The sequence below is a fragment of the Clostridium oryzae genome (genome assembly GCF_002029235.1).
In the GTDB taxonomy this organism is placed as follows: domain Bacteria; phylum Bacillota; class Clostridia; order Clostridiales; family Clostridiaceae; genus Clostridium_AE; species Clostridium_AE oryzae.
Genome location: NZ_MZGV01000023.1, coordinates 1 through 21243, shown reverse-complemented (window position 1 = coordinate 21243; position 21243 = coordinate 1). Strand labels below are relative to the sequence as shown.

General features: G+C 32.3%; 21 protein-coding genes and 1 pseudogene. 16 read left to right on the top strand and 6 right to left on the bottom strand.

Annotation, left to right across the window (positions count from 1 at the left end):
• Window positions 1-67: 67 nt before the first annotated feature.
• On the bottom strand, window positions 68-268 hold the full coding sequence (locus tag CLORY_RS11685) for a cold-shock protein (protein WP_079424562.1): 201 nt from the start codon (window positions 266-268) through the stop codon (window positions 68-70).
• A gap of 470 nt (window positions 269-738) precedes the next feature.
• On the opposite strand from CLORY_RS11685, the gene CLORY_RS11680 reads away from it, so the two are divergent.
• The 9 genes from CLORY_RS11680 to CLORY_RS11640 all read left to right on the top strand — a co-directional run bounded on the left by CLORY_RS11680 (window position 739) and on the right by CLORY_RS11640 (window position 9632).
• Window positions 739-1512, top strand: coding sequence for a TatD family hydrolase (locus tag CLORY_RS11680; RefSeq protein WP_207652203.1), 774 nt, complete (start codon window positions 739-741; stop codon window positions 1510-1512).
• Window positions 1513-1866: 354 nt separating this feature from the next.
• A complete protein-coding gene (locus tag CLORY_RS11675) occupies window positions 1867-2907 on the top strand; it encodes a 3D domain-containing protein (protein WP_169911603.1) in 1041 nt (346 codons plus the stop codon).
• A 161-nt stretch (window positions 2908-3068) separates the two neighbouring features.
• Window positions 3069-3599, top strand: coding sequence for a ribonuclease M5 (rnmV, locus tag CLORY_RS11670; protein WP_079424556.1), 531 nt, complete (start codon window positions 3069-3071; stop codon window positions 3597-3599).
• A gap of 27 nt (window positions 3600-3626) precedes the next feature.
• Window positions 3627-4469: a 16S rRNA (adenine(1518)-N(6)/adenine(1519)-N(6))-dimethyltransferase RsmA gene (gene rsmA / locus CLORY_RS11665; protein WP_079424553.1), complete on the top strand. Its 843-nt coding sequence runs from the start codon at window positions 3627-3629 to the stop codon at window positions 4467-4469.
• 537 nt (window positions 4470-5006) lie between these two features.
• Complete coding sequence (locus CLORY_RS11660) at window positions 5007-6410, top strand: hypothetical protein (protein WP_079424551.1); 1404 nt, start codon at window positions 5007-5009, stop codon at window positions 6408-6410.
• A 4-nt stretch (window positions 6411-6414) separates the two neighbouring features.
• The gene (locus tag CLORY_RS11655; RefSeq protein ID WP_079424549.1) at window positions 6415-6999 is read left to right on the top strand and encodes a hypothetical protein; all 585 of its coding nucleotides are present in this window, start codon (window positions 6415-6417) and stop codon (window positions 6997-6999) included.
• 136 nt (window positions 7000-7135) lie between these two features.
• Entirely contained in the window at window positions 7136-7882 is a 747-nt protein-coding gene (locus CLORY_RS11650; protein WP_079424547.1) for a prolipoprotein diacylglyceryl transferase, read from the top strand.
• A gap of 28 nt (window positions 7883-7910) precedes the next feature.
• Entirely contained in the window at window positions 7911-8762 is an 852-nt protein-coding gene (locus CLORY_RS11645; protein WP_242954404.1) for a YhfM domain-containing protein, read from the top strand.
• Between the two features lie 27 nt (window positions 8763-8789).
• The gene (locus CLORY_RS11640) at window positions 8790-9632 is read left to right on the top strand and encodes an Mrp/NBP35 family ATP-binding protein (protein ID WP_079424544.1); all 843 of its coding nucleotides are present in this window, start codon (window positions 8790-8792) and stop codon (window positions 9630-9632) included.
• Window positions 9633-9718: 86 nt separating this feature from the next.
• Here CLORY_RS11640 and CLORY_RS11635 read toward each other — a convergent pair whose 3' ends face one another.
• Window positions 9719-10177 (bottom strand): PadR family transcriptional regulator, encoded by a 459-nt coding sequence (locus CLORY_RS11635; protein WP_079424541.1) that lies wholly within the window; start codon window positions 10175-10177, stop codon window positions 9719-9721.
• Window positions 10178-10208: 31 nt separating this feature from the next.
• The gene (locus CLORY_RS11630) at window positions 10209-11252 is read right to left on the bottom strand and encodes a DUF3048 domain-containing protein (protein ID WP_079424539.1); all 1044 of its coding nucleotides are present in this window, start codon (window positions 11250-11252) and stop codon (window positions 10209-10211) included.
• A 231-nt stretch (window positions 11253-11483) separates the two neighbouring features.
• Here CLORY_RS11630 and nrdD point away from each other — a divergent pair, with 231 nt between their 5' ends.
• Together nrdD and nrdG are read left to right on the top strand one after the other, a co-directional pair.
• Entirely contained in the window at window positions 11484-13592 is a 2109-nt protein-coding gene (nrdD, locus tag CLORY_RS11625) for an anaerobic ribonucleoside-triphosphate reductase (protein WP_079424537.1), read from the top strand.
• Window positions 13593-13616: 24 nt separating this feature from the next.
• On the top strand, window positions 13617-14138 hold the full coding sequence (gene nrdG / locus CLORY_RS11620; RefSeq protein ID WP_079424534.1) for an anaerobic ribonucleoside-triphosphate reductase activating protein: 522 nt from the start codon (window positions 13617-13619) through the stop codon (window positions 14136-14138).
• Window positions 14139-14202: 64 nt separating this feature from the next.
• On the opposite strand, the gene CLORY_RS11615 is transcribed toward nrdG, so the two are convergent.
• Entirely contained in the window at window positions 14203-14775 is a 573-nt protein-coding gene (locus CLORY_RS11615; protein WP_079424531.1) for a hypothetical protein, read from the bottom strand.
• 123 nt (window positions 14776-14898) lie between these two features.
• Here CLORY_RS11615 and CLORY_RS11610 point away from each other — a divergent pair.
• Window positions 14899-15320: pseudogene (locus tag CLORY_RS11610) on the top strand (AraC family transcriptional regulator).
• A 152-nt stretch (window positions 15321-15472) separates the two neighbouring features.
• On the opposite strand, the gene asnS reads toward CLORY_RS11610, so the two are convergent.
• Window positions 15473-16864 carry an asparagine--tRNA ligase gene (gene asnS / locus CLORY_RS11605; protein WP_079424529.1) on the bottom strand — a complete coding sequence of 464 codons (1392 nt, stop codon included), beginning with the start codon at window positions 16862-16864 and terminating at the stop codon, window positions 15473-15475.
• A gap of 226 nt (window positions 16865-17090) precedes the next feature.
• Here asnS and CLORY_RS11600 point away from each other — a divergent pair, with 226 nt between their 5' ends.
• The 4 genes from CLORY_RS11600 (at window position 17091) to CLORY_RS11585 (ending at window position 20773) form a co-directional block, all read left to right on the top strand.
• A complete protein-coding gene (locus CLORY_RS11600) occupies window positions 17091-17570 on the top strand; it encodes a PTS sugar transporter subunit IIA (RefSeq protein ID WP_079424527.1) in 480 nt (159 codons plus the stop codon).
• A 31-nt stretch (window positions 17571-17601) separates the two neighbouring features.
• Window positions 17602-18345 carry a tRNA1(Val) (adenine(37)-N6)-methyltransferase gene (locus tag CLORY_RS11595; protein WP_079424525.1) on the top strand — a complete coding sequence of 248 codons (744 nt, stop codon included), beginning with the start codon at window positions 17602-17604 and terminating at the stop codon, window positions 18343-18345.
• A gap of 1 nt (window position 18346) precedes the next feature.
• Window positions 18347-19192: a 16S rRNA (cytidine(1402)-2'-O)-methyltransferase gene (rsmI, locus tag CLORY_RS11590; protein ID WP_079424636.1), complete on the top strand. Its 846-nt coding sequence runs from the start codon at window positions 18347-18349 to the stop codon at window positions 19190-19192.
• 393 nt (window positions 19193-19585) lie between these two features.
• A complete protein-coding gene (locus CLORY_RS11585) occupies window positions 19586-20773 on the top strand; it encodes a C40 family peptidase (RefSeq protein WP_242954403.1) in 1188 nt (395 codons plus the stop codon).
• Between the two features lie 149 nt (window positions 20774-20922).
• Here CLORY_RS11585 and CLORY_RS11580 read toward each other — a convergent pair whose 3' ends face one another.
• Window positions 20923-21168: an AbrB/MazE/SpoVT family DNA-binding domain-containing protein gene (locus tag CLORY_RS11580; RefSeq protein WP_079424520.1), complete on the bottom strand. Its 246-nt coding sequence runs from the start codon at window positions 21166-21168 to the stop codon at window positions 20923-20925.
• Window positions 21169-21243: the final 75 nt, after the last annotated feature.

Sequence of the window (21243 nt, the reverse complement as noted above, 5' to 3'; positions counted from 1 at the left end):
TAGTGCCACAATATTTCCTTTTTTATTCGACATTCTTAATTGGTTTACTTTGTAATTTAATTAGTTTTTACTTGAATATACATACATTTGCAGCCTGTTCACCCTTTTGAGTAGCAGTTAAATCAAATTTAACTCTATCCCCTTCTTCTAATGATTTGTAACCATCAGATAGAATACTTGAAAAGTGGACAAATATATCTTTTCCTTCATCCGATGTTATAAAACCATATCCTTTTTGTGCATTAAACCATTTAACGATTCCTTCCATTAATAAATCCTGACTATTAAAAACTAATCAGGCATTCACCTTCTTCCATATAATAAGATTATCCAATAATAGTATGTTTTAATAATAGGGAAAATATACTATGGACTTGTAAGTATAAGACGAACCATATTAAGAGAAAAGAGTAAAGAGAAGAGAGAAAAGTGAAGGAAGAAATTCTGCTGCGCAGAATTTCTAAGAATTTAAATCTGATTATCGAAGATAACTTTTTAAAAACTAAGACTATATCTAGTAATACAAAAGGATTATCAAAATAATTGAGATTATCTATACAATCAAAATTCAGCATGGCTGAATTTTAACCTTCACTTATCTCTTTACTCTTTACTCTTTACTCTCATATCTGTTAAATGCACTTTCTCTTTATTAATACGTTCTGAGAATTTGGTTCGCACTTTATTTATTTTACAAACTGTAACCTATGAATTATAATTCAAAAAGATAGGAGTGATATTATGCAATATGATATATTTGATTCACATGCACATTATGATGACGAATCTTTTGATGAAGACAGGAGCAAGATTATTGATGAAATAAAAAGTAATAAAGTTATTGGAATATTAAATTGTGGATCTTCCGTTGCAAGCTCAAAGAAAACAATAGAACTTGCTAAAAGATATGATTTTATATATGCAGCAGTTGGGATTCATCCAGAAACTGCATATGAAGCTGATGATAAAGGTATGGAAGAAATTCGCAGTTTAACTTCATTTAATAAGGTAAAAGCTATCGGTGAGATAGGCTTAGATTATTATTATGAAGAAAATCCACCTAGAGAAATACAAAAGCAAACATTTATTAGGCATATGCAATTAGCAAAAGACCTCAGACTTCCAGTAATTATACATGATAGAGATGCTCATCAAGATACGCTGGAGATAATAAGACAATTTCCAGAAGTTAACGGGGTAGTACACTGCTTTTCGGGAAGTGTGGAGTTTGCTGAATTATGTCTCAAAGAAGGGTATTATTTAGGAGTAACTGGAGTGGTAACCTTTAAAAATGCTAAAAAGATTATCGATGTTGTTAAAATGGTACCGCTTGAGAGACTTTTAGTTGAAACAGATTGTCCATATATGGCGCCTGTACCCAACAGAGGAAAAAGAAATCAATCTGATTATATAAAATACATAATAGAACAGATTGCCTCAATAAAATGTATTACTCCGGAAGAAGTTAGTAGAGCTACAATAAGTAATGTAAAAAGAATGCTTAATTTATAATTAAGAATGAGAGAAGAGTAGAGAGAAAAGTGAAGGATGCTATATAATTAAAATTCAGCACAGCTGAATTTTTACCTTCATTCCTCATTCTTCATTATATAATTAGCAGTAATAAAAATACATTTTTGAAATATATTTATAGTATAATGTATAATTTACCGCAAAATGGTAATAAATCATAATAGCGCAGTAGTATGCAAAATACTGAGGCTATGGTGCCATTTTATGTTTTGTCAATCCATATATTCCTATATATAGATAGAACTGTAATAAAATGCAATCATTAATATTTCATAGTTTTATATGCATATGCAGATAGATGCATTAAACAGTTTTATTTTTAGGAGGGTAATTATGGAAAGATTAAAAAGAATGATGGTAAAAAGACTTTCTCACAAAAATTCAATCTTTCTAGTACTGATTATGATTTTACTATGCTACATTGTACTTTTAAGTATGAAGAAAACACTGATAGTATCTATCAACGATCATCAAAAAAGTATAGTGACTTATTCTTCTAATTTAAGGAGTTCACTTGAAAAGAATAATATAAAAATTGGCCCTAAAGACAGAATATATCCGGCACTTAAGAGTAAGATTAGGGACGGGCAAAAAATCGTAATTAAAAAAGCGGTAAATGTATATTTGACAGTAGATGGCAGTACAAGAAAAATACTTACATCACAAGATAATATCGGGGATATGCTTTTAGATGAAGGTATAACTATAAATAAGAGTGATAAGGTTGCTCCTTCGTTAGATACTCTGATAAAAAAAGGAGAAAAGATACAGATAAAAAGAGTTACAAAAAAAACAGTGAGACAAGTAAAAAAAATAGAGTACTCAACTATAGTTAAAAAGGATGCACAGCTTCCTTCAAATTTTATGAAGATACTAAGAAAAGGACATAATGGAAGGAAGCAGATAACAGTAAAACAGGTTTATGAAGATGGAAAACTTGTTTCTAGCAGAGTAAGTTCCAATAAAATATTAAAAAAATCAAAAAATAAGGTTATTTTGAAAGGAAGTAAAAACTGCTATTATTTGGCTTCTAGAGGTGGAAGTCAGTTGACGTACACAAGAGTATTTCATGTAAGAGCTACGGCATACAGTGCCTGTTATGAATGTACTGGCAAAACTCCAGGTGATAAAGGTTATGGCATAACCGCTTGTGGAACGGTAGCTAAAAGAAATGTTAAAGGCTATAGTACTATAGCTGTGGATCCTAGAATTATACCACTTGGTACAAAAGTTTTTGTAAAAGGCTATGGCTTTGCCATTGCTGAAGATGTAGGTGGAGCAATAAAAGGGAATAGAATAGATTTGTTCTTTAACAGCTACGGAGAAGCTATTAACTGGGGTGTTAAGTACATTGAATTATATGTGATGAAGTAAGAAAAAGCATTGAGAATGTGATATTCTCAATGCTTTTTCTATGTGCTGAAACAAAGTATAAAGCCTAATGGAATTATTATTCTTGATAAATGGTAACATAATGGTTAAAATTTAATAAGGCATATGAAGAATTGAGTAGGAACATTTTGGAGGAATTTGTTATGATACATGAAGTTATAGTTGTTGAAGGAAGAGATGACGTATCTGCAGTGAAGAGAGCTATAGAAGCTGAAGTGATTGCTGTAGGCGGATTTGGAATAAATGCAAAAGTTATCCAAAGAATACGAGAGGCACAAAATAGAAAAGGAGTTATAGTGTTAACTGATCCAGATTATGCTGGGGAGAAAATAAGAAGCATAATTTCTAAAAGGGTGAAAGGTATAAAGCATGCATATATAGATAGAAAAGACGGAACAAAAGATGGGGATGTAGGTGTGGAAAATGCATCACCTGAGGTAATTATAGAAGCTCTTAATAAAGCAAGATGCGAAATTGAAAAAGTATCTATAAGATTCACAATGGAAGACATGTTTTTCTTTAAGTTGACCGGTTATCCAGATTCAGGCAAAAGGCGAGAAAGATTAGGTAAAAAGCTTGGAATAGGATATGGAAATTCAGTTCAATTTTTATCTAGACTTAATAATTATGGCATAACAGAAGAAGAATTTTCAAATGCTATCAATGAAATTTAATTTATGAAATTTAGAGGAGCAACTTATATGAATTATAATAGGACACAGGATATAGTTAAGAAGTATGGATTTAGATTTACTAAAAGTTTAGGCCAGAATTTTCTAACCGATGAGTCTGTTTTGGAGGATATAGTATCAGGTGCCAGTGTAGATAAAGATGATTTTGTAATTGAGATCGGGCCAGGAGTCGGTGCACTTACGAGAGAACTTCTTGAAAAGGCAAAAGCAGTTTGTGCAGTAGAGATAGACAATACACTTATACCGATTCTAAAGGAGGAACTTAAAGAGTTTCCAAATTTTACACTGATAAATGATGATGCATTAAAGATAGATTTTAATGAAATCATTAAGGATGAAAAGAGCGTAAAACTTGTTGCAAATTTACCCTACTATGTTACAACTCCTATAGTAGTTAAACTTTTAAAAGAAAAATATCCTTTTAAATCCATAACTATAATGATCCAAAAAGAAGTGGCTGAGAGGATGAATGCATCTGCAGGCGGAAAAGATTATGGCGCACTTTCACTCCTCGTGAAGTATTATTGTAAGACTGAAATAATACGCAAGGTTAGCCCTGCGTGTTTTGTTCCACAGCCTAAAGTGGAATCTTCTGTAATAAAGCTTGAGATATTGGAAAAACCAGCAGTGAACGTTGTAGACGAAAAACTATTTTTTGAGGTCATTAAAAGTGCTTTTTCCATGAGAAGAAAGACTCTTTCAAATTCCCTTAAAAATTTGAAGTATCCTCAGGATATAATCCTTTCAGCTTTAGAAAACTGCGGAATAGATAGCCGAAGAAGAGCAGAAACTTTATCAATTGAAGAATTTGCAGCACTTTCAGATGAAATAGCAAGAAAAGTGAATGATTAGCATAAGAGAAAAAGACAATAGAAGTGGTACATAAAATGTTAAACCAATTTTTACTGTAAGCACAATTAATTGTATATCATGTTCATTTTTTTGAGTAGTATCTCATATATTAAACTAAATGAAAGAATCGCATAATAAATATATTGCGAAGTAAGAAAGTGAATTAAATGAAGATAATGTTTAGTAGTTAGTGCATGCTTTAAATAGGTAAGAGAAAAGAGTAAAGAGTAGAGAGAAAAGTGAAGGAAGAAATTCTGCTATGCAGAATTTCTGAGAATTTAAATCTCATTATCTGCAGATAACTTTCTAAAAATTAAGAGAATATCTAATATTTCAAAAGCATAATTAAATAATTAGGATTATCTATACAATCAAAATTCAGCATGTCTGAATTTTAACCTTCACTCTACTCTTTTCTCTCATACCTATTTAATGCACTTTCTTTTAACTATTTAGTCTAGAGCATTTACTTCGTCTTATATTTATAAAATCAGTTATGTGATTTTTCTGTAATAAATGCAATGGAGGGATATTAAGGTGGCACAAAAAAAATCCTATAGCAGATATTTTATAATATTGCAGCAGGATGAAAATGGTTATTCGCTGGCTTCGGATAAGTTACCTTCTGGATATACAAAGTTAGAGACAAAGAATGATAAGTGTAAAATTACCTACTATGTACAAAATTTAAAAAAAGAATTAGAGCCTTATCAAATGGTGCTTATATGCAGTAAGAAAGAAATGAGGAAACTTGTTAATCTAGGTAATATGACTGTAGACGAATATGGAAGGGCTGAGGTGAGTTATGAGTATAACGCAGCCAATATTGCTGATACTTCAATACCTATTGAGATGGTAACCGGCGCAGCAGTTGTTAAACATAGCAATAACAAGGACATGCATTCTATAATGAGTGGTTTCATAACTAATGATGCACCAAGAGATTGGAAAAGCTTTAAATCGTTAGATGCAGAAGGGACGAAACCAAGTTTACAGGAAAAGCCTGTAAAAACACCAACTATAAGCGAAGAGAAGCCTGCTAATATTTTTGACGAATACGAAAAAAATATAGATACTACCCAGAAAGATGTTTCAGATAAAGGCAAGGCAGATCAAATAGATGATAATAATAAAAATGTTGAGACTAATTCTTCAGAACAAAAAATAGTTGAGAATTCAGAACAGGAAAATATAGATAATAAAACGCCAGAAATAAATGCAGCAGAGGAGGATAATAAGGAAAAAGATAGCAAAGCAGAGGCAGAAGTTATTGCAAGAGAAGATATAAGGAACTCTGAAGAAATAATAGAGGAGCCCAAAAATAGTCAAAAGTTAGCAGAGGATAAATATAAACAAGTTGAGAGTGAGTCAAAAGAAGATAAGAAAGTAATAGAAAATGCCGAAAAAGATGCTCATGAAAAACAAGATACTGCTAATGTTGAAATAGAAGAGGATGATAAAAAAACAGCAGAATTTGATAGAGGTGATAAGAATAAACCTAAAGTTACTGTAACCAAGGGAACATTAGAAAAATTCTTTGATGATATAGCAAAAGATTTTAAAAAGGTTAATCCGATATGTGAAGATATAAAAAGATGTGACTGGTATAGAGTAAATGTTAAGAGTCTTGAAGATATGTGTGATGCATCTGACTATAATAAGTACACTGTAGTATATTATCCAATGATAAGTTATTATCCATATATAAAAAAGTATGGGCATTTTCTTCTTGGCTATAAACATGATATGTTTGGAAATGTTAAATATTTAGTATATGGAATACCAGGATTTAAAACTATTAATGATCAACCCTATGCCGGCAGATCAGGATTTGTTACATGGGCGATTGATGATGTAAATAGGGAAGCTTTTGATAAATTAGGATATTGGCTTATGTTTTATGATTTTAGAAATTCTACTATAGTTATACCAGTACAATAATAGTATGAAAATAATTATATTAAATAGAAGACTAATAAGCTATGTTTCAATAATTTTGGGAGTAATACTTATTATATTAAGTGCTCAGCTAACATTCAATAGCAAGCTTAAGAGTACTGCCTTTATGCAAAATGGAATAAGTCAGTTAACAGAATACTATACTGTAGGTAAAAAATATCAATATAAGCTTCCTAACAATTGGAACACTAATGAGGAATCATTTGATAGTTCAGAGATAGTGTATCACAACAATTTTGTCTCAGATGATTTGAAACTTCACGGCTTTGCAGAGGTATGGAAATTGAAAACACCATTAAAAAAATTTCTTGAAAACAGTAAAAGCAGCAGCTATAAGCCTGGAAGTGTGTTAAATTATAAAATAAAGAAGACAAAAATAAAAAACTTTGAAACATACCTAGTTACTTATAATATGAAAAATCAGTCAGGAGAAATCTATAAAGCCTGGGAATATTATATAGAAGAAAATAATGAGTTTTTCAGAATATGCTTTTTTGTACCCCAGGAAGAATATAAGGCTAATTTGCCTGTAGTATTTGAATCCATTACTAATACTTTTAATAAGGTATAAAACATACATTGCTTAACACAAGCATTAGTATTATAATTAATCTGTGCATAATGAGAAGCTTAGGCTTCTCTAATTTGTTTACAGATAAATAATATAATAAAAAAACTAAGAGGCAGTAGAAAAAGGAGATTTTGCAATGAGACCCGTGTTATTTGATATAGGACCTTTGAAAATTCAAGGATATGGAACAATGATAGCTATAGGAATTATTGCTGCTATGCTTCTTCTTAATTATAGAGCAAAGAAGAAGGGCTATGATGATGATAAGATATTCAATATGGCCTTTATAGCTGTTATATGTGGTGTAATTGGAAGTAAGCTATTGTATGTAATTGTTGAAATAAACTATTTTATAAAAAACCCTAAAGAATTGCTTAATCTCGGCTCTGGTTTTGTGGTTATAGGTGGAATTATTTTAGGGGCTGTGGCAGTTTACTTATATTGCAGAAATAAGAAATGGGACACGCTTAAAGTTATTGATCTTATTACACCATCTGTTCCTTTAGCACAGGGTTTTGGCCGTATAGGATGTTTTCTGGCTGGGTGTTGTTATGGTAGAGAGACTCAATTAAGAATAGGTGTAAAATTTACAAAGTCACAATTTGCTCCAAACGACGTGAATCTTATTCCGACTCAGATATATTCTTCTATATTTGATTTCGCACTGGCTATTTTCCTACTGTATTACGGAAGAAAACCTAGAAAGAAAGGAAGTATTTTTTCAGCCTATATCGTATTATATAGCATAGGAAGATTTCTAATTGAGTTCCTCAGAAACGACCCTAGGGGTAGTGTTGGAGTTTTATCTACTTCACAATTTATTTGCATATTTACTTTTATATTTGGAATAATATTATTTTTATATCCTCAGAAGAGTGAATAGAACAATTATTTCGAAAGGAGATCTAGTTTTGCCGATAATTAATATAAAGAAGACTATTTACAGGATACCATTTGTTATGCTGCTTATTATGACTTTACTTTTTTCAGGATGTAACAGAATTGATAAGCTTCAAGTAAAGTTAGGAATGAAAAATGCTGATTTTGAATATATAAAGAACAATATGGCAAACAAGATAGTTATACAAAGTACGAGAGATTTAGGTTTTAGGTTTGTTGTAACAGATAAGAGTGCTATTAAAGAGCTTTATAGTATATTATCATCTGCAAAGAAGGTTGATAGAAAATCGTCTCTTAAGGCTGATTATACTTTTGAAATACATAAGGGAGATAAAGTATATAAGTTTGATTATATTGCTGGACTTGATAAGCATGATGCAGGAAATCTATTTAGTGAAGATGGTAAGAAGATATATATTGTTTCCAGAAGGCTAGATATTGATATCATAAAAAACTTATGGAATACTAGAAAACCTACGGAATTTGAAAAAGTATATTATGGTACTATACTTAAGTTTTTTAAGGATTATGGTAATGTAGTAAATAAGAAAAATAAGGCCATTGGTATAGATATTTCTCAGGATGTGGAAATGCAAAAATATTTGTTATCTATAGATATAGATTCGTTTAAAAATAAGCTGAGCAATGTTATGCCAGAAGCGGTTCTTGTAGATAATAACAGAACCGATTTTGATGTCGTTGTTACATTAAAAACACAAGGCTATAAGCCATCCCTGTATAAAGCTATATTGCTTGTTGATAATAAAAAGGAACACAGTGAAAAAAAGTATTATGTGAACGATGTATATGAAAATGGGGAATGGACAATTCAAATCTCAGATAAAGTTATGACGGGATTTTAAAAGTAATTATACAACAAGGAGGAAAAAATGAGTAGTAAATGTGATAGTTGCCCAAGTAAGAATAATTGCGGCGGAGAGAAAAGCTGTTCAAAGCTTACTCCGAAATATGGGAAAATTAAAAATATTATTGGAGTTATAAGTGGAAAAGGTGGAGTAGGAAAATCTACTGTTACTGGATTAATGGCAATAGAATTGAGAAAAGCAGGTTATAAGGTTGGAGTTTTAGATGCAGATATAACAGGTCCATCTATGCCTAGATTTTTTGGCGCAAATAAGAAAAGAGCACCAATTCTGCAGGCAGATGCAAAGGATCAGGTTAAATTTGAACCTATTGAAACTTCTCTTGGTATAAAAGTGATGTCTCTTAACTTCCTTACAGAGGTTGAGGATCAGCCTGTTATATGGAGAGGACCAGTGATAAATGGGGTTCTAAATCAGATGTTTGGTGATACTATGTGGGGAGAGCTTGATTACTTGCTTATAGATATGCCTCCAGGTACAGGTGATGTAGCATTAACAGTAATGCAGAGTTTTCCAGTTAGTTCAATGGTGATTGTATCGACGCCTCAGAATATGGTGTCTATGATAGTAAACAAGGTAGTGGTAATGGCAGAAAAGTTGAATATACCATTACTTGGGGTAGTTGAAAATATGTCTTATGTGACGTGTTCCTGCGGCGAGAAGATAAGAATATTCAGTAAAACTTCAGCTGAAGAGCATGCGAAATATTTTAACCTCAATTTGATTATGGAACTGCCAGTAGACCTAGACCTCACTGAGAATATGGAAAATGGGACTGTTGAACAATATATGGTCAACATCCAAAAGTACACACCTATAATTAAGGATATAGTAAAGAGTAGAGAGTAAAGTGAAGGTGGGAATTCAGCGGAGCTAGCCGACACAGGGTAGGAAGTGGTTGGAGGAGGCATTTTGCAGCCGACGGGAGTCACTTCTTACCCTTTTTTATATAGATCGTTATAAACAATTTTGAAGACAGAAAGAGACTCCTCTATCTTACATTTTAATAATTTTTTTTTATGTTCATATTCCTCAATTCCAAGCTCGGTAAGAGAATAAATTTTCTGAAGTTTTTTTTCTGGATCATCCCATTTACCTTCAACTAAACCAGCCTTTTCAAAACGCTTAAGTATCGGATAGATTCCACCAGTACTTGGCAGCCAAAGGCCGTCAGTTCTCTTTCCAACCTTATTTGCAATGTCATTTCCGTTGGAAGGACCTAGATTAAGTATAAAAAGTACATACAAAGGTAAAAGACCTTTTGTGAAGACTTGACCAACAGATTCATTTTCCTTCTTCACTTTTCTAAGTTCTTTTAATTTCTTTTTATATTCTAAATATAACTTTCTTTCTTCTTCCTTTATTCCGTCTCTATGTAAATTTGATTTATCCATTTCACCAGCTTCCTTTGCCTAATTAATGAAATTATTTAAAGCTAAGTTTGCAGGAGCTATCTAGAATATGCCACCAAGTGTTTCCTCGTGAAAGTTTGATAACACTTCCATTTTTATCAGTAATAATAGTAGGTGATTTTTCACTCGACTTCTTCCAGTTTATTTTTATCAGTTTGCCCTGACTAAGTACATAGCCTTTTCCGTTTCCAGTTTGTTTTATATTAAGTCTAGTATCTTTTCTTGTGCTTATATCTGTAATCTGAATAATTATGTTTTTAAAAGCTAATGGTTTATTGTACAGTTTATCCATTGAAGCAATACCATCCATATACTTATAATATAATCCATTCTTATATTTATACGATGTTGAATAATAGGAATTGAACCTCATGTTTATGTTCTTTATGTTTGTTTTGTTTGAATTCCAATAAGTAGTACTAAATTTTAGGCTTGATTTAGGTTTATGTACATAATTTTTTACTCTTATCAATTTCCTTAGTTTAGCAGCTGAAGTATATAGATTATGAGGAGCATATCTTGAAGGATCTCTCCAGTAATAGTTACCATAGGCATATTGATTCATACTCATTATAGTACTATCAGTTTTTATTCTATTTAAAGCTTCGCTGCTTCCGCCACAATGGGCGAAAGGAAGGTTAAATTCAACAGAAAGAGTTAAAAAGTAAGGCCTTGCGCTTCTAACAGGTCCTATGACTTTAGGTGAATTGGAATAAAACAATGCCATAAATCTAGGAACTCCGCCTTCAGCCATAGTTTCGAAGACTATATCTGCTTTGGAAAGTCCAGCCTGAGGCCTGGCTGCTCTTGAATTTTCTATGACAGCCATAAACGGTATATTTTTATATTGCTTTTTCGATATTTTTAATCCAGTATATACAGACCTATATATAGGGGCTTTTTTCTTTGTATCTTTTTTGATGACTTCCTTGCTTACAATTGAACTTTTAGGCTTATCTGAACTTTTTTTTACAGTATTTTTAGTAGAAGAACCATTACAACTAGATAAAAAAATAGAGCACACTAGTAAAGTTGATAGAAACCATCTTTTATTCATATAAGACTCCCTTCAAATACAGACATTGATTTAATAATTATAGCATATTTTATAACATTGTTAAACATAATGAATTGTCAACGTGTAGATGCTAATAAAAAAAGGAATAAAAAAGAGTATTTTTGACCTATATGTGCTTAGTAAAAATTATTAATCAAATATAAAATTGCTTAATTTTTATTATCAGAGTATAATACATTTACAATATATTGTGCTTTAGGAGGCTAGTATATGCTATATGTTGTAAAGAGAGATGGAAGAGAAACAAGCTTTAATTCAGTGAAAATTACTGATGCCATAAAAGGGGCAGCTGAAGAAATAGGCGAGGATATCAAAGAAAGTGAAGCTGTAGAACTTACACAAAAGGCAATAAGAGTTATTGAAGAAAAAACCGAGGATAAAATTAGTGTAGAAAGTATACAAAATATTGTAGAAGAAGTTTTAAAAGAAAACGATTATAAACAAATAGGAGTAGCTTACTCAAATTATCGAAAAGAAAGAACGACAATAAGAGAAATCAAATCTGATTTAATGAAAGCAATAACCAAAATAGGTGTGGAAACAGATAGAGATAATGCTAACGTAGGTAATAATTTTAGTTCTAAATTGCTTAGAATAGCAAGTGAATCTAACAAATGGCATAATCTTTCAACAATGCCTAAGCACCTTGCAAAACTTCATGAAAATGGAGACATATATTATCATGACTTAGATAGTTATAATTTAACTACTAATTGTCTACATATACCTACTAGGGAGATTCTTGAAAGAGGATTTAATACGGGTTATGGAACGATAAATAAACCCAAAAGAATAGAGTCAGCCGCAGAACTTTCATGTATTTTACTTCAATCCACTCAAAATGATATGTTTGGCGGTCAGTCACATCCTGATTTTGATAATGATATGGCTGCTTTTGTTGAGCCGACAAGACAGGAAATAAGAGCAGAAATTGAGGAGCTTGGAGTTCCAAAGAATCTGATAGAGTCTATGGTGGAAAAGAAACTTAGAAAGACTATATCGCAAGCCATGCAGGGAATAGTTTATAATTTGAATACAATGCATTCAAGAGCCGGTTCACAAGTACCGTTCAGTTCTGTAAATATAGGAATACCGCATTCAAAGGATGCAGCACTTGTTTGTGAAATATTCTTACTGCAATATGAAAAAGGGCTTGGAAAAGGTGAGCAACCTATATTCCCCAATATAATATTTAGAGTAAAAGCAGGTTTAAATCGTGAAAAGGAAGATCCATATTACTATCTGTATGAGTTGGCTTGTAGAGTAGCAGCTAAACGTATGAACCCAACTTTTATGAATATGGATGCTGATTTTAACAAAAAATATTATGATCAAGGAATAATTCCAGCTACTATGGGCTGCAGAACTTATGTTATTTCAAATATAAATGGTGAGCCTGGAACAAAAGGAAGAGGGAATATTGCTCCTTCAACAATTAATCTTCCGAGGATAGGAATATTAGCTAAAGGTGATATAGATAAATTTTTTGAACTTTTAGATAGCAGATTAGCACTTACGAGAGAGGCACTGCTTCATCGATACGATGTCCTCAAAAAACTAAGGGTAAAAGATTTACCATTTGTAGCAGGGCAAGGTCTTATGAAGGGATCAGAAGGACTTAAACCAGATGATTCTATTGAGCCAATACTTAAGCAGGGAACTTGGGGAATCGGTTTTATAGGTCTGGCTGAAACACTGACAGCACTCATAGGTAAACATCACGGTGAAAGTATTGAAGCTAAGGAACTTGGTTTAAGAATAATTACTCATATAAGAGAATACACCGATAAAATTACTCAACAAGATAGACTTAATTGGAGTACATATGCTACACCAGCTGAAGGATTAAGTGGAAAATTCATAGTACAGGATAAAAAAATATTCGGTATAATTCCAGGAGTTACAGATAAGGAATACTATACAAATAGTTATCATATACCTGTTGGTTTTGCTATATCAATAAAGGATAAGATAGAGACAGAAGCTCCATATCATAAGTTGTGTAATGCAGGTCATATTAGTTATATCGAACTAGACGATACTCCTAATGGTGAAGATATAATGAGTATACTTAATTATGCATATAAAAACACGAATATAAGTTATATAGGTATTAATTTTCATATAAGATATTGCAAAGATTGCGGAACCTATCTGCATAGTGGAGATACTAAATGTACTAAGTGCGGAAGCTACAACATACAAGGAGTATCAAGAGTTACAGGATATTTAAGTCTTGATGAGAGATTTGGTGCTGGTAAAGTTGCAGAGAGAAAGGATAGAATATCTCACAGCAGCAGAAAGCATACCTATGAATAAAATTGATTTAAGCAGGTGGTAGTTTTGGGCAAAAGTAATGCCGTTAGATTAGCAGGAATTGCATATGAAAGTTTAGTGAATGGACCTGGTATAAGGCGGGTACTTTTCGCCCAAGGCTGTATTCACGATTGCGAAGGATGTTTTAATCAGGATACTCACAGTTTTAATGGTGGTATAAGTTACGATATGGATGATATACTCAGAGATATACAGGATAATCCTATGCTTAGAGGAATTACGTTTTCTGGCGGTGATCCATTTGAGCAGGCAGATAAATTTGCTTATTTAGCTAAGAATATACATGATATTGGACTCAATATTTGGTGTTATACCGGTTATACTTTTGAATATATTATTGAAAATAAAGATAGAAGGATTGGATGGGCAGAGCTTCTTAAATATATAGACGTTTTAGTTGACGGACCTTTTATTCAAGAAAAGCAAAGTATGGCAATAAAATTTAGAGGTTCATACAACCAGCGGATAATAGATGTTCAAAAAAGTGAAGAAAGTGGAAAAATAGTTGTCCTTGATTATGACAACTAAAAGAAGAGTAAAGAGATGGAGAGGATTCAGTTCGTGCTGAATCCTCTTTGTAATATATCTTAATTTAGCATAGAACAATGATTTTATATGGACTAGTTTGCGCGGGTATACTTTTAGTAGTAGGACCATAGACAACAATTAGATTTCTTTTTCCAGGATATCTGTTAAAAGGCTGATCATTTGTCAGAATTAGCTTAGTAGAGGGGGCTATATTTAGTTTCAAATTTCCATCACTGCTTACAAGTTGATTATTAAAATAATCTACAGTAACATTTCGATATACTGAATTTTTTGCTATAACAATTGCAGGATATTGAGGAGGATAAATAAGAATGGCAGGTGCATTTGCATCGTAGAATCCAGTTATCTCATCTCCTACTTCTATCATTTGATGGTCTACGAAGTAAGTACCTGGGGATATTACAAAATTCACCTGTCCCATGTCTATGTTTTCTAACGCCATTAATTTATAGCAGCCTGCTGATGCATCATCTTGAATTGCGTAAAAGTCTTCAATCCTTGTAACTACACCGCTAAACCCAGCAAATTTTTGTTCAGTATCGCTATATCTTATATTGAAGAGGGAAAAATCAGATTGATTATAGTAGGAATAACAGGAAAATTGGTTATTATACATAGAATACTCCTTTATATTGATATAATTGTAATTATTATTAGTAGTAGTATATTAACAACTGCAGCAGGTAGTGCATTAAATAAGGATATACTATAAGTTTGCCATAAATAGTGAAGCTGCATAATGCGGCACGAAATATCCTATGAAGCTATTTCTAAAATTGCTGGATGTTCTGTTTATAATTTTCAAAGAATGTTTTCATATATAGCTGACAAGCCTTTGTCTGAATATATAAGAAACAGGCGTTTAACCATGGCGGCTTTTGATTTGCTGAATGGTACAGAAAGAATAATTGATATTTCCTTAAAATATGGATATGAATCTCAAGATTCATTTACGAGGGCATTTAAAAATTTTCATGGAGTACTGCCTTCAAGTGTTAGAAATGAAATGGAGAATTGCCAAATGCAACACAGAAGATATATAAACAATTTTATACTGAATGGCTGCCTAATTCAGGATATGAATTGGCTGATCTTCCGGTTATTGAATGTTATATGCAAGAGAACCGTCAAGAGGTATGGATAGCTATTAATAAAAGATAAGGACAAAATTCAGCACAGCTAAAGAAGAGTAAAGAGAAAAGAGTAGAGAGTAAAGTGAAGGAAGAAATTTCGGTAAACGAAATTTCTAAAAATTTAATTCCTTAAAATTCAGCACAGTTGAATTTCTACCTTCTCTTTACTCTTTTCTCTTATTAAAACTCTGCGTTGTTTGGTGTTCTTGGGAAAGGTATTACGTCTCTTATATTAGACATACCTGTTATGTACATGATAATTCTTTCAAAACCTAAACCGAAACCAGCATGTTTGGTACCGCCATATTTTCTAAGCTCTAAGTACCACCAGTAATCTTCTTTATTAAGGCCAAGTTCCTTCATACGTGCCTCAAGTACATCAAGTCTCTCTTCTCTTTGGCTTCCACCTATAATCTCACCAACTCCTGGTACAAGTAAATCGGCGGCAGCCACAGTTTTATTATCATCATTCATTCGCATATAGAAAGCCTTTATATCTTTTGGATAATCTTTAACAAATACGGGCTTATTATACACTTCTTCTGTAATGTATCTTTCATGCTCTGTTTGTAGATCGCAGCCCCATTCTACTGGATAAGAGAATTCTTTTGGAGCTTTCTTTAAGATATCAACAGCTTCTGTATAACTTATTTTTGCAAATTCTGAGTTTACAACATTATTTAATCTATCTAGAAGTCCTTTATCTATGAATTTATTGAAAAAATCTATCTCTTCAGGTGCGTTGTCCATAACATACTTTATAATATATTTAATCATTTCTTCTGCAACTTCCATATCATAATTAAGGTCTGCAAACGCCATTTCTGGTTCTATCATCCAGAACTCTGAAGCATGACGAGTTGTGTTAGAATTTTCAGCTCTGAAAGTTGGACCGAAGGTATAAACGTTTCTAAAAGCAAGAGCATATGCTTCAGCAGCTAACTGCCCACTAACAGTAAGACTTGTTTCTTTTCCAAAGAAGTCTTTGGAATAATCAACCTTACCGGATTTGTCTTTTGGAAGATTCTCCAAATCCAAAGTTGTGACTCTAAACATTTCTCCGGCACCTTCACAGTCACTTCCAGTTATTAAAGGTGTATTTGTATACACAAAATTTCGTTCTTGAAAAAATTTGTGTATCGCAAAAGCGGCAATGGAACGAACTCTAAATACAGCAGAAAATGTGTTACTTCTAGGTCTCAAATGAGCAATTTCCCTTAGAAACTCAAAACTGTGTCTCTTCTTCTGAAGCGGATAATCTGAGGAAGAGTGCCCTTCAACCACCAATGAAGTGGCATGAATTTCAAAAGGCTGCTTTGCATCGGGAGTGGCTATTAAAGTACCAGTTACTGTTATAGAAGAACTTATATGCAGTTTGCATATTTCTTTAAAATTGTCTAAGTTTGCATCAAACACTATTTGAAGGTTCTTAAAAAAGCTTCCGTCATTTACTTCTATAAAACCAAAAGCATTTGAACTTCTAATGGTTCTGATCCAACCGGAAATAGTTATGGATTTATCAATATAATCTTTTTCGTTTCTGAATAAATCCCGAATAAGTAATTTTGCCATGTTTATGTATCATCCTTTCATATAGTCTATAAATATAAATAGATTTCAACAGCATAATTAATTGTATATGCTGGGTTATGCTAAAAATAGATTGCCAATAATAGTATAACTCAAAATACCTAATTTTCAAGCTGAATTTGCCTATTAACTTGTTTTAAACTGCTAAATTGACAATAGATACACTGTTGATTATAATAGCGTTAATGAATAATGTAGGAGGAGCGTTATGCTTGACTTTATAAGAAGAAGTTATAAATTGCTTGCGCCTATCGATGGCAAAGTTGTGGATTTGACCAAAATTCCTGATGATATCTTTGCTGAGAAGATGGCCGGAGATGGTATAGCTATAGAAGCAACTGGAGATACTGTAGTTGCTCCTGCTGATGGAGAAATTACCTTAATATTTAAAACAAATCACGCTTTTGGACTGCTTTTAGATAACAAAGTAGAGGTGTTGGTTCATGTAGGACTGGATACCGTGTGTCTATGTGGAGAAGGCTTTCATAGACTTGTGGAAGAAGGTAAGAAGGTAAAAGCTGGTGACGCTATATTGAGGTTTGATAGAGAATACATAAAAGAAAGAAATTGTTCATTTATTACTCCGGTACTAATAACGAATATGGATAATATATGCTTTATAGAGTTGAATATAGGTGAGGATGTTAAGGCCGGTGAAGATGTAGTACTAAAGTATAAATTCAAATGAGTGATAATTAATATTGAAATGAGAGGGATTCATGGAGAAACTTATTAGAGATGATGAGACTTTAGACGATTTACAATTAAATGGCATATATCTGATACAGAAAAAGCATTCATTTAGATTTGGAGTGGATGCTGTTTTATTAGCTAATTTTGCAAGAGTAAAAAAAGATATGAAAGTATTAGATTTGTGTTCGGGTACTGGAATTGTGCCATTTATAATATGTGGTAAAATGAAGCCAGAAATTGTTTATGGAATAGAAATTCAAAAAGAAATGGTTGAAATGGCTAACAGGAGTGCAATATATAACAAGCTTCAGGAAAAAATACAATTCATTGAAATGGACCTTAAGGATACGGATAAACTAAAAAAAATTGAGAAGGTGGATGTAGTAACAGTAAATCCTCCTTACAAGCTATGTAATTCAGGGATAATCAATGAAGAGGATAGTGAAGCCATCGCACGTCATGAAATATGTTGTAATATTGACGATGTAATAGCAGCAGCTAAGGCTGTACTAAAAGATAACGGAAGGCTATACATGGTACATAGGCCGGAAAGAATAGCTGATATTATTTGTGCGATGAGGAAGTATAAAATAGAGCCTAAAGTTATAAGACCAGTGCATCCTAATACAAAGAAACCTCCTAATATTATGCTTATAGAGGCACAAAATTATGGCGGTAAATTTCTACGCTGGGAAAAACCGCTATACATCTATAAAGATACTGGAGGCTACAGCGAAGAAATAGATTCGATATATGGAAGGAAAATATAAAATGGAATACGGGAAATTGTACTTAGTACCAACTCCGATAGGGAATTTGAAGGATATAACTCTAAGGGCATTAGAAGTTTTAGAGAACGTTGATACTATTGCAGCAGAGGATACAAGGCAATCATTAAAGCTGTTGAATCATTACAAAATAAAAAAAACATTAATCAGTTATCATAAATTTAATGAAAATACAAAAAGTAATGAAATTATTGAAAGACTACGTGCTGGTGAAAATATTGCAGTAATAACTGATGCTGGAACTCCAGGAATTTCTGATCCTGGAAGTACACTTGTTAGGAAATGCATAGATAATGATATAGCTTTTGAGGTGCTTCCAGGGGCTACAGCTATAACTACAGCTTTAGTGTACTCGGGATTGGACACTTCTAAGTTTATATTCTATGGTTTTATACCAAGAGATAATAAAAGCAAGGAAGAGATCACAGCTAATTTAACCAGCAGAATAGAAACGATAATTTTCTATGAAGCTCCACATAGGCTTTTAGAAACGTTGACATTTCTAAGAAAAGGTTTCGGAAATAGGAATATATCGATATGCAGAGAACTTACAAAGCTGCACGAGGAAATTATGAGAGGAAGCTTGGATGAGATTATAAAGTATTATGATGAAAATTCACCGAAAGGGGAATATGTTTTAGTACTTGAAGGAAAAAGTAAAGAAGAAATTCTTAGCGAAGCAAGAAGTGTATGGAATGATATAAGTATAGAGGATCATATAAAAAAATACATTGGAGAAGGCTTCAGCAAAAAAGAAGCAGTAAAAATGGTAGCAAAAGATAGAAATATGAAGAAGTCAGAAATATATAATTATTCTATAGACTTATAGTATACGTATCAAGCATATTTATAGTTCACTTGCATTGTAAAAAGTAATAAAAAACGCATTAATAGGCATTAAAAAGCATGTATTAAGGCCATTTTTTCCAGAAAAATGACCTTAATATTAATAGTTAATACTAAAGTACTTGATAAACTATTAATAATATCTTAATATTAATAACAAAAGTCCAAAAAAAATGATAAATTTTATAAAATATCCAAAAAAGTTTTAACAAATTATGAAATGTATATGATTAAAGTTGTGAGTTTAATGGAAAAAGTGTTATACTATTAATATATTCATCAATACATATTCGTTTTTAGTGGACGAGCAGTTGGTGAAAGTAAATATACGAGGGGGTGGAACTGCTCTATACTTAGGACTATGGAGTGGGATGGTTTGAATAAGAAAATATTTGCGGTTTTGTTAGCTGTTGGGTTAACGATTTCATTAGGAACAAACACAATGGCTGTGTCTATGGGAGAGCTTAAAAGTCAAAAAGCGAAGGCTATACAAGAGAAACAAAAGTATATGAAATCCTATAAAAAACACCAATCTAAAATCGACAAGTTAGAAAGTTCAATCGAAATGATGGACGGAAAAATAGAAGAATTATTGAAGGAAGTTAATAAAAATAAAGTTGATATAAAGAAATATGAGAATAGTATTGAGAAGGTTCAAAATTTTATTAATACTGAACAAGTAAAACTTGAGAAGCAGCAGAAACTTTTGGATGAGAGATTGAGTGCTGCCTATGAAAATGGAAGTACTGGATATCTGTCAGTAATACTTAGCAGTAAAAGTTTTTCTGATCTTTTGACAAGGGTTGAAGCTGTAAGCAAGATTGCTGCTTTTGACAAGAATCTTATACAGGAACATAAGCAGGCCAAGGCAGAATTACAGAGTAAGAAGCAGCAGTTAGATAAAGAGGAAGCTGCGTTAATAAAAGTTAAACAAGCTAATGAAACTAAAATGGCTGAAATGAAAGATACTAGAACTGAACAGAATAAGCTTATTAAAAAAGAGGAGATAGCTGCAAAAGGTTCTGATAAGAAAGTCGATAAATATGTATCATTGATTATGTCAATTGATAGCAAAATAAAGGCTAAAGAAAATGCAGCAGCCAAAGCTAAAGCAGCTGCGGCAAGAGTTACAGTAGCTAAGACAACACCTACAAGAAAAACATATTCAAGAGGAAGCATAAATATACCTTCTTCTGATCCAGGAAATGCTAGTTATTCCACAGATGCTGTTGTACAATATGCTATGACATTTAGAGGAACTCCTTATCATTGGGGAGGAACTTCACCGTCTACTGGTTTTGATTGCTCAGGTTTTATGAAATATGTTTATGCACATTTCGGAGTAAATTTACCTAGAAGCAGCGGTGACCAATCACGATATGGTACTCCAGTGTCATCATCGGATTTGCAACCAGGAGATTTGGTATTCTTTGGAAGCCCTGTACATCATGTAGGAATGTACATAGGAAATGGTTGTTATATTCACTCACCTAGAACTGGTGATGTTATAAAAATCTCTCCACTTAACAGGAGTGATTTTGCAGGTGCAAGAAGGGTTAGATAATTAAGAACATAATTTGTTAAAAAACATGATAAATAAAACGGGAAAGAATTTCTTAATGAAATACTTTCCCGTTTAGTTTTTTAGGCATAAAATTTAGTAATATTAAAACACTGGCATGTGTATGCCAGTGCTGTAAATTGGTTAATAGACTATTTACCGTTTTTTAATTCTTCAAGACAGTGCTTGCAGATATTTTTACCCTTATAATTGATAACATCTCTAGCGTCACCGCAGAATATACAAGCTGGCTCATACTTTTTTAATATTATTTGCTCACCATCTACGTATATTTCAAGGGCATCTTTTTCAGCGATATCCAAAGTCCTTCTTAATTCTATAGGAATAACTATTCTTCCTAATTCATCTACTCTTCTTACTACTCCTGTTGATTTCATTTGAGTTCCTCCCTTATACATTATTCGACATCTTTCACAATAGATAATAACAAATATGTCATTAAAAGTCAAATA

Excerpts from the sequence above, each read along its gene's own strand:
- CLORY_RS11635 (WP_079424541.1), bottom strand. The coding sequence starts at position 10,177 with ATGGATAAATCAAATTTACATAGAGACGGAATAAAGGAAGAAGAAAGA.
- CLORY_RS11595 (WP_079424525.1), top strand. The coding sequence starts at position 17,602 with ATGGAGAAACTTATTAGAGATGATGAGACTTTAGACGATTTACAATTA.
- rnmV (WP_079424556.1), top strand. The coding sequence starts at position 3,069 with ATGATACATGAAGTTATAGTTGTTGAAGGAAGAGATGACGTATCTGCA.
- CLORY_RS11600 (WP_079424527.1), top strand. The coding sequence starts at position 17,091 with ATGCTTGACTTTATAAGAAGAAGTTATAAATTGCTTGCGCCTATCGAT.
- CLORY_RS11655 (WP_079424549.1), top strand. The coding sequence starts at position 6,415 with ATGAAAATAATTATATTAAATAGAAGACTAATAAGCTATGTTTCAATA.
- rsmI (WP_079424636.1), top strand. The coding sequence starts at position 18,347 with ATGGAATACGGGAAATTGTACTTAGTACCAACTCCGATAGGGAATTTG.
- CLORY_RS11640 (WP_079424544.1), top strand. The coding sequence starts at position 8,790 with ATGAGTAGTAAATGTGATAGTTGCCCAAGTAAGAATAATTGCGGCGGA.
- CLORY_RS11580 (WP_079424520.1), bottom strand. The coding sequence starts at position 21,168 with ATGAAATCAACAGGAGTAGTAAGAAGAGTAGATGAATTAGGAAGAATA.
- CLORY_RS11615 (WP_079424531.1), bottom strand. The coding sequence starts at position 14,775 with ATGTATAATAACCAATTTTCCTGTTATTCCTACTATAATCAATCTGAT.
- asnS (WP_079424529.1), bottom strand. The coding sequence starts at position 16,864 with ATGGCAAAATTACTTATTCGGGATTTATTCAGAAACGAAAAAGATTAT.
- CLORY_RS11650 (WP_079424547.1), top strand. The coding sequence starts at position 7,136 with ATGAGACCCGTGTTATTTGATATAGGACCTTTGAAAATTCAAGGATAT.
- CLORY_RS11685 (WP_079424562.1), bottom strand. The coding sequence starts at position 268 with ATGGAAGGAATCGTTAAATGGTTTAATGCACAAAAAGGATATGGTTTT.
- nrdD (WP_079424537.1), top strand. The coding sequence starts at position 11,484 with ATGCTATATGTTGTAAAGAGAGATGGAAGAGAAACAAGCTTTAATTCA.
- CLORY_RS11630 (WP_079424539.1), bottom strand. The coding sequence starts at position 11,252 with ATGAATAAAAGATGGTTTCTATCAACTTTACTAGTGTGCTCTATTTTT.
- rsmA (WP_079424553.1), top strand. The coding sequence starts at position 3,627 with ATGAATTATAATAGGACACAGGATATAGTTAAGAAGTATGGATTTAGA.
- CLORY_RS11675 (WP_169911603.1), top strand. The coding sequence starts at position 1,867 with ATGGAAAGATTAAAAAGAATGATGGTAAAAAGACTTTCTCACAAAAAT.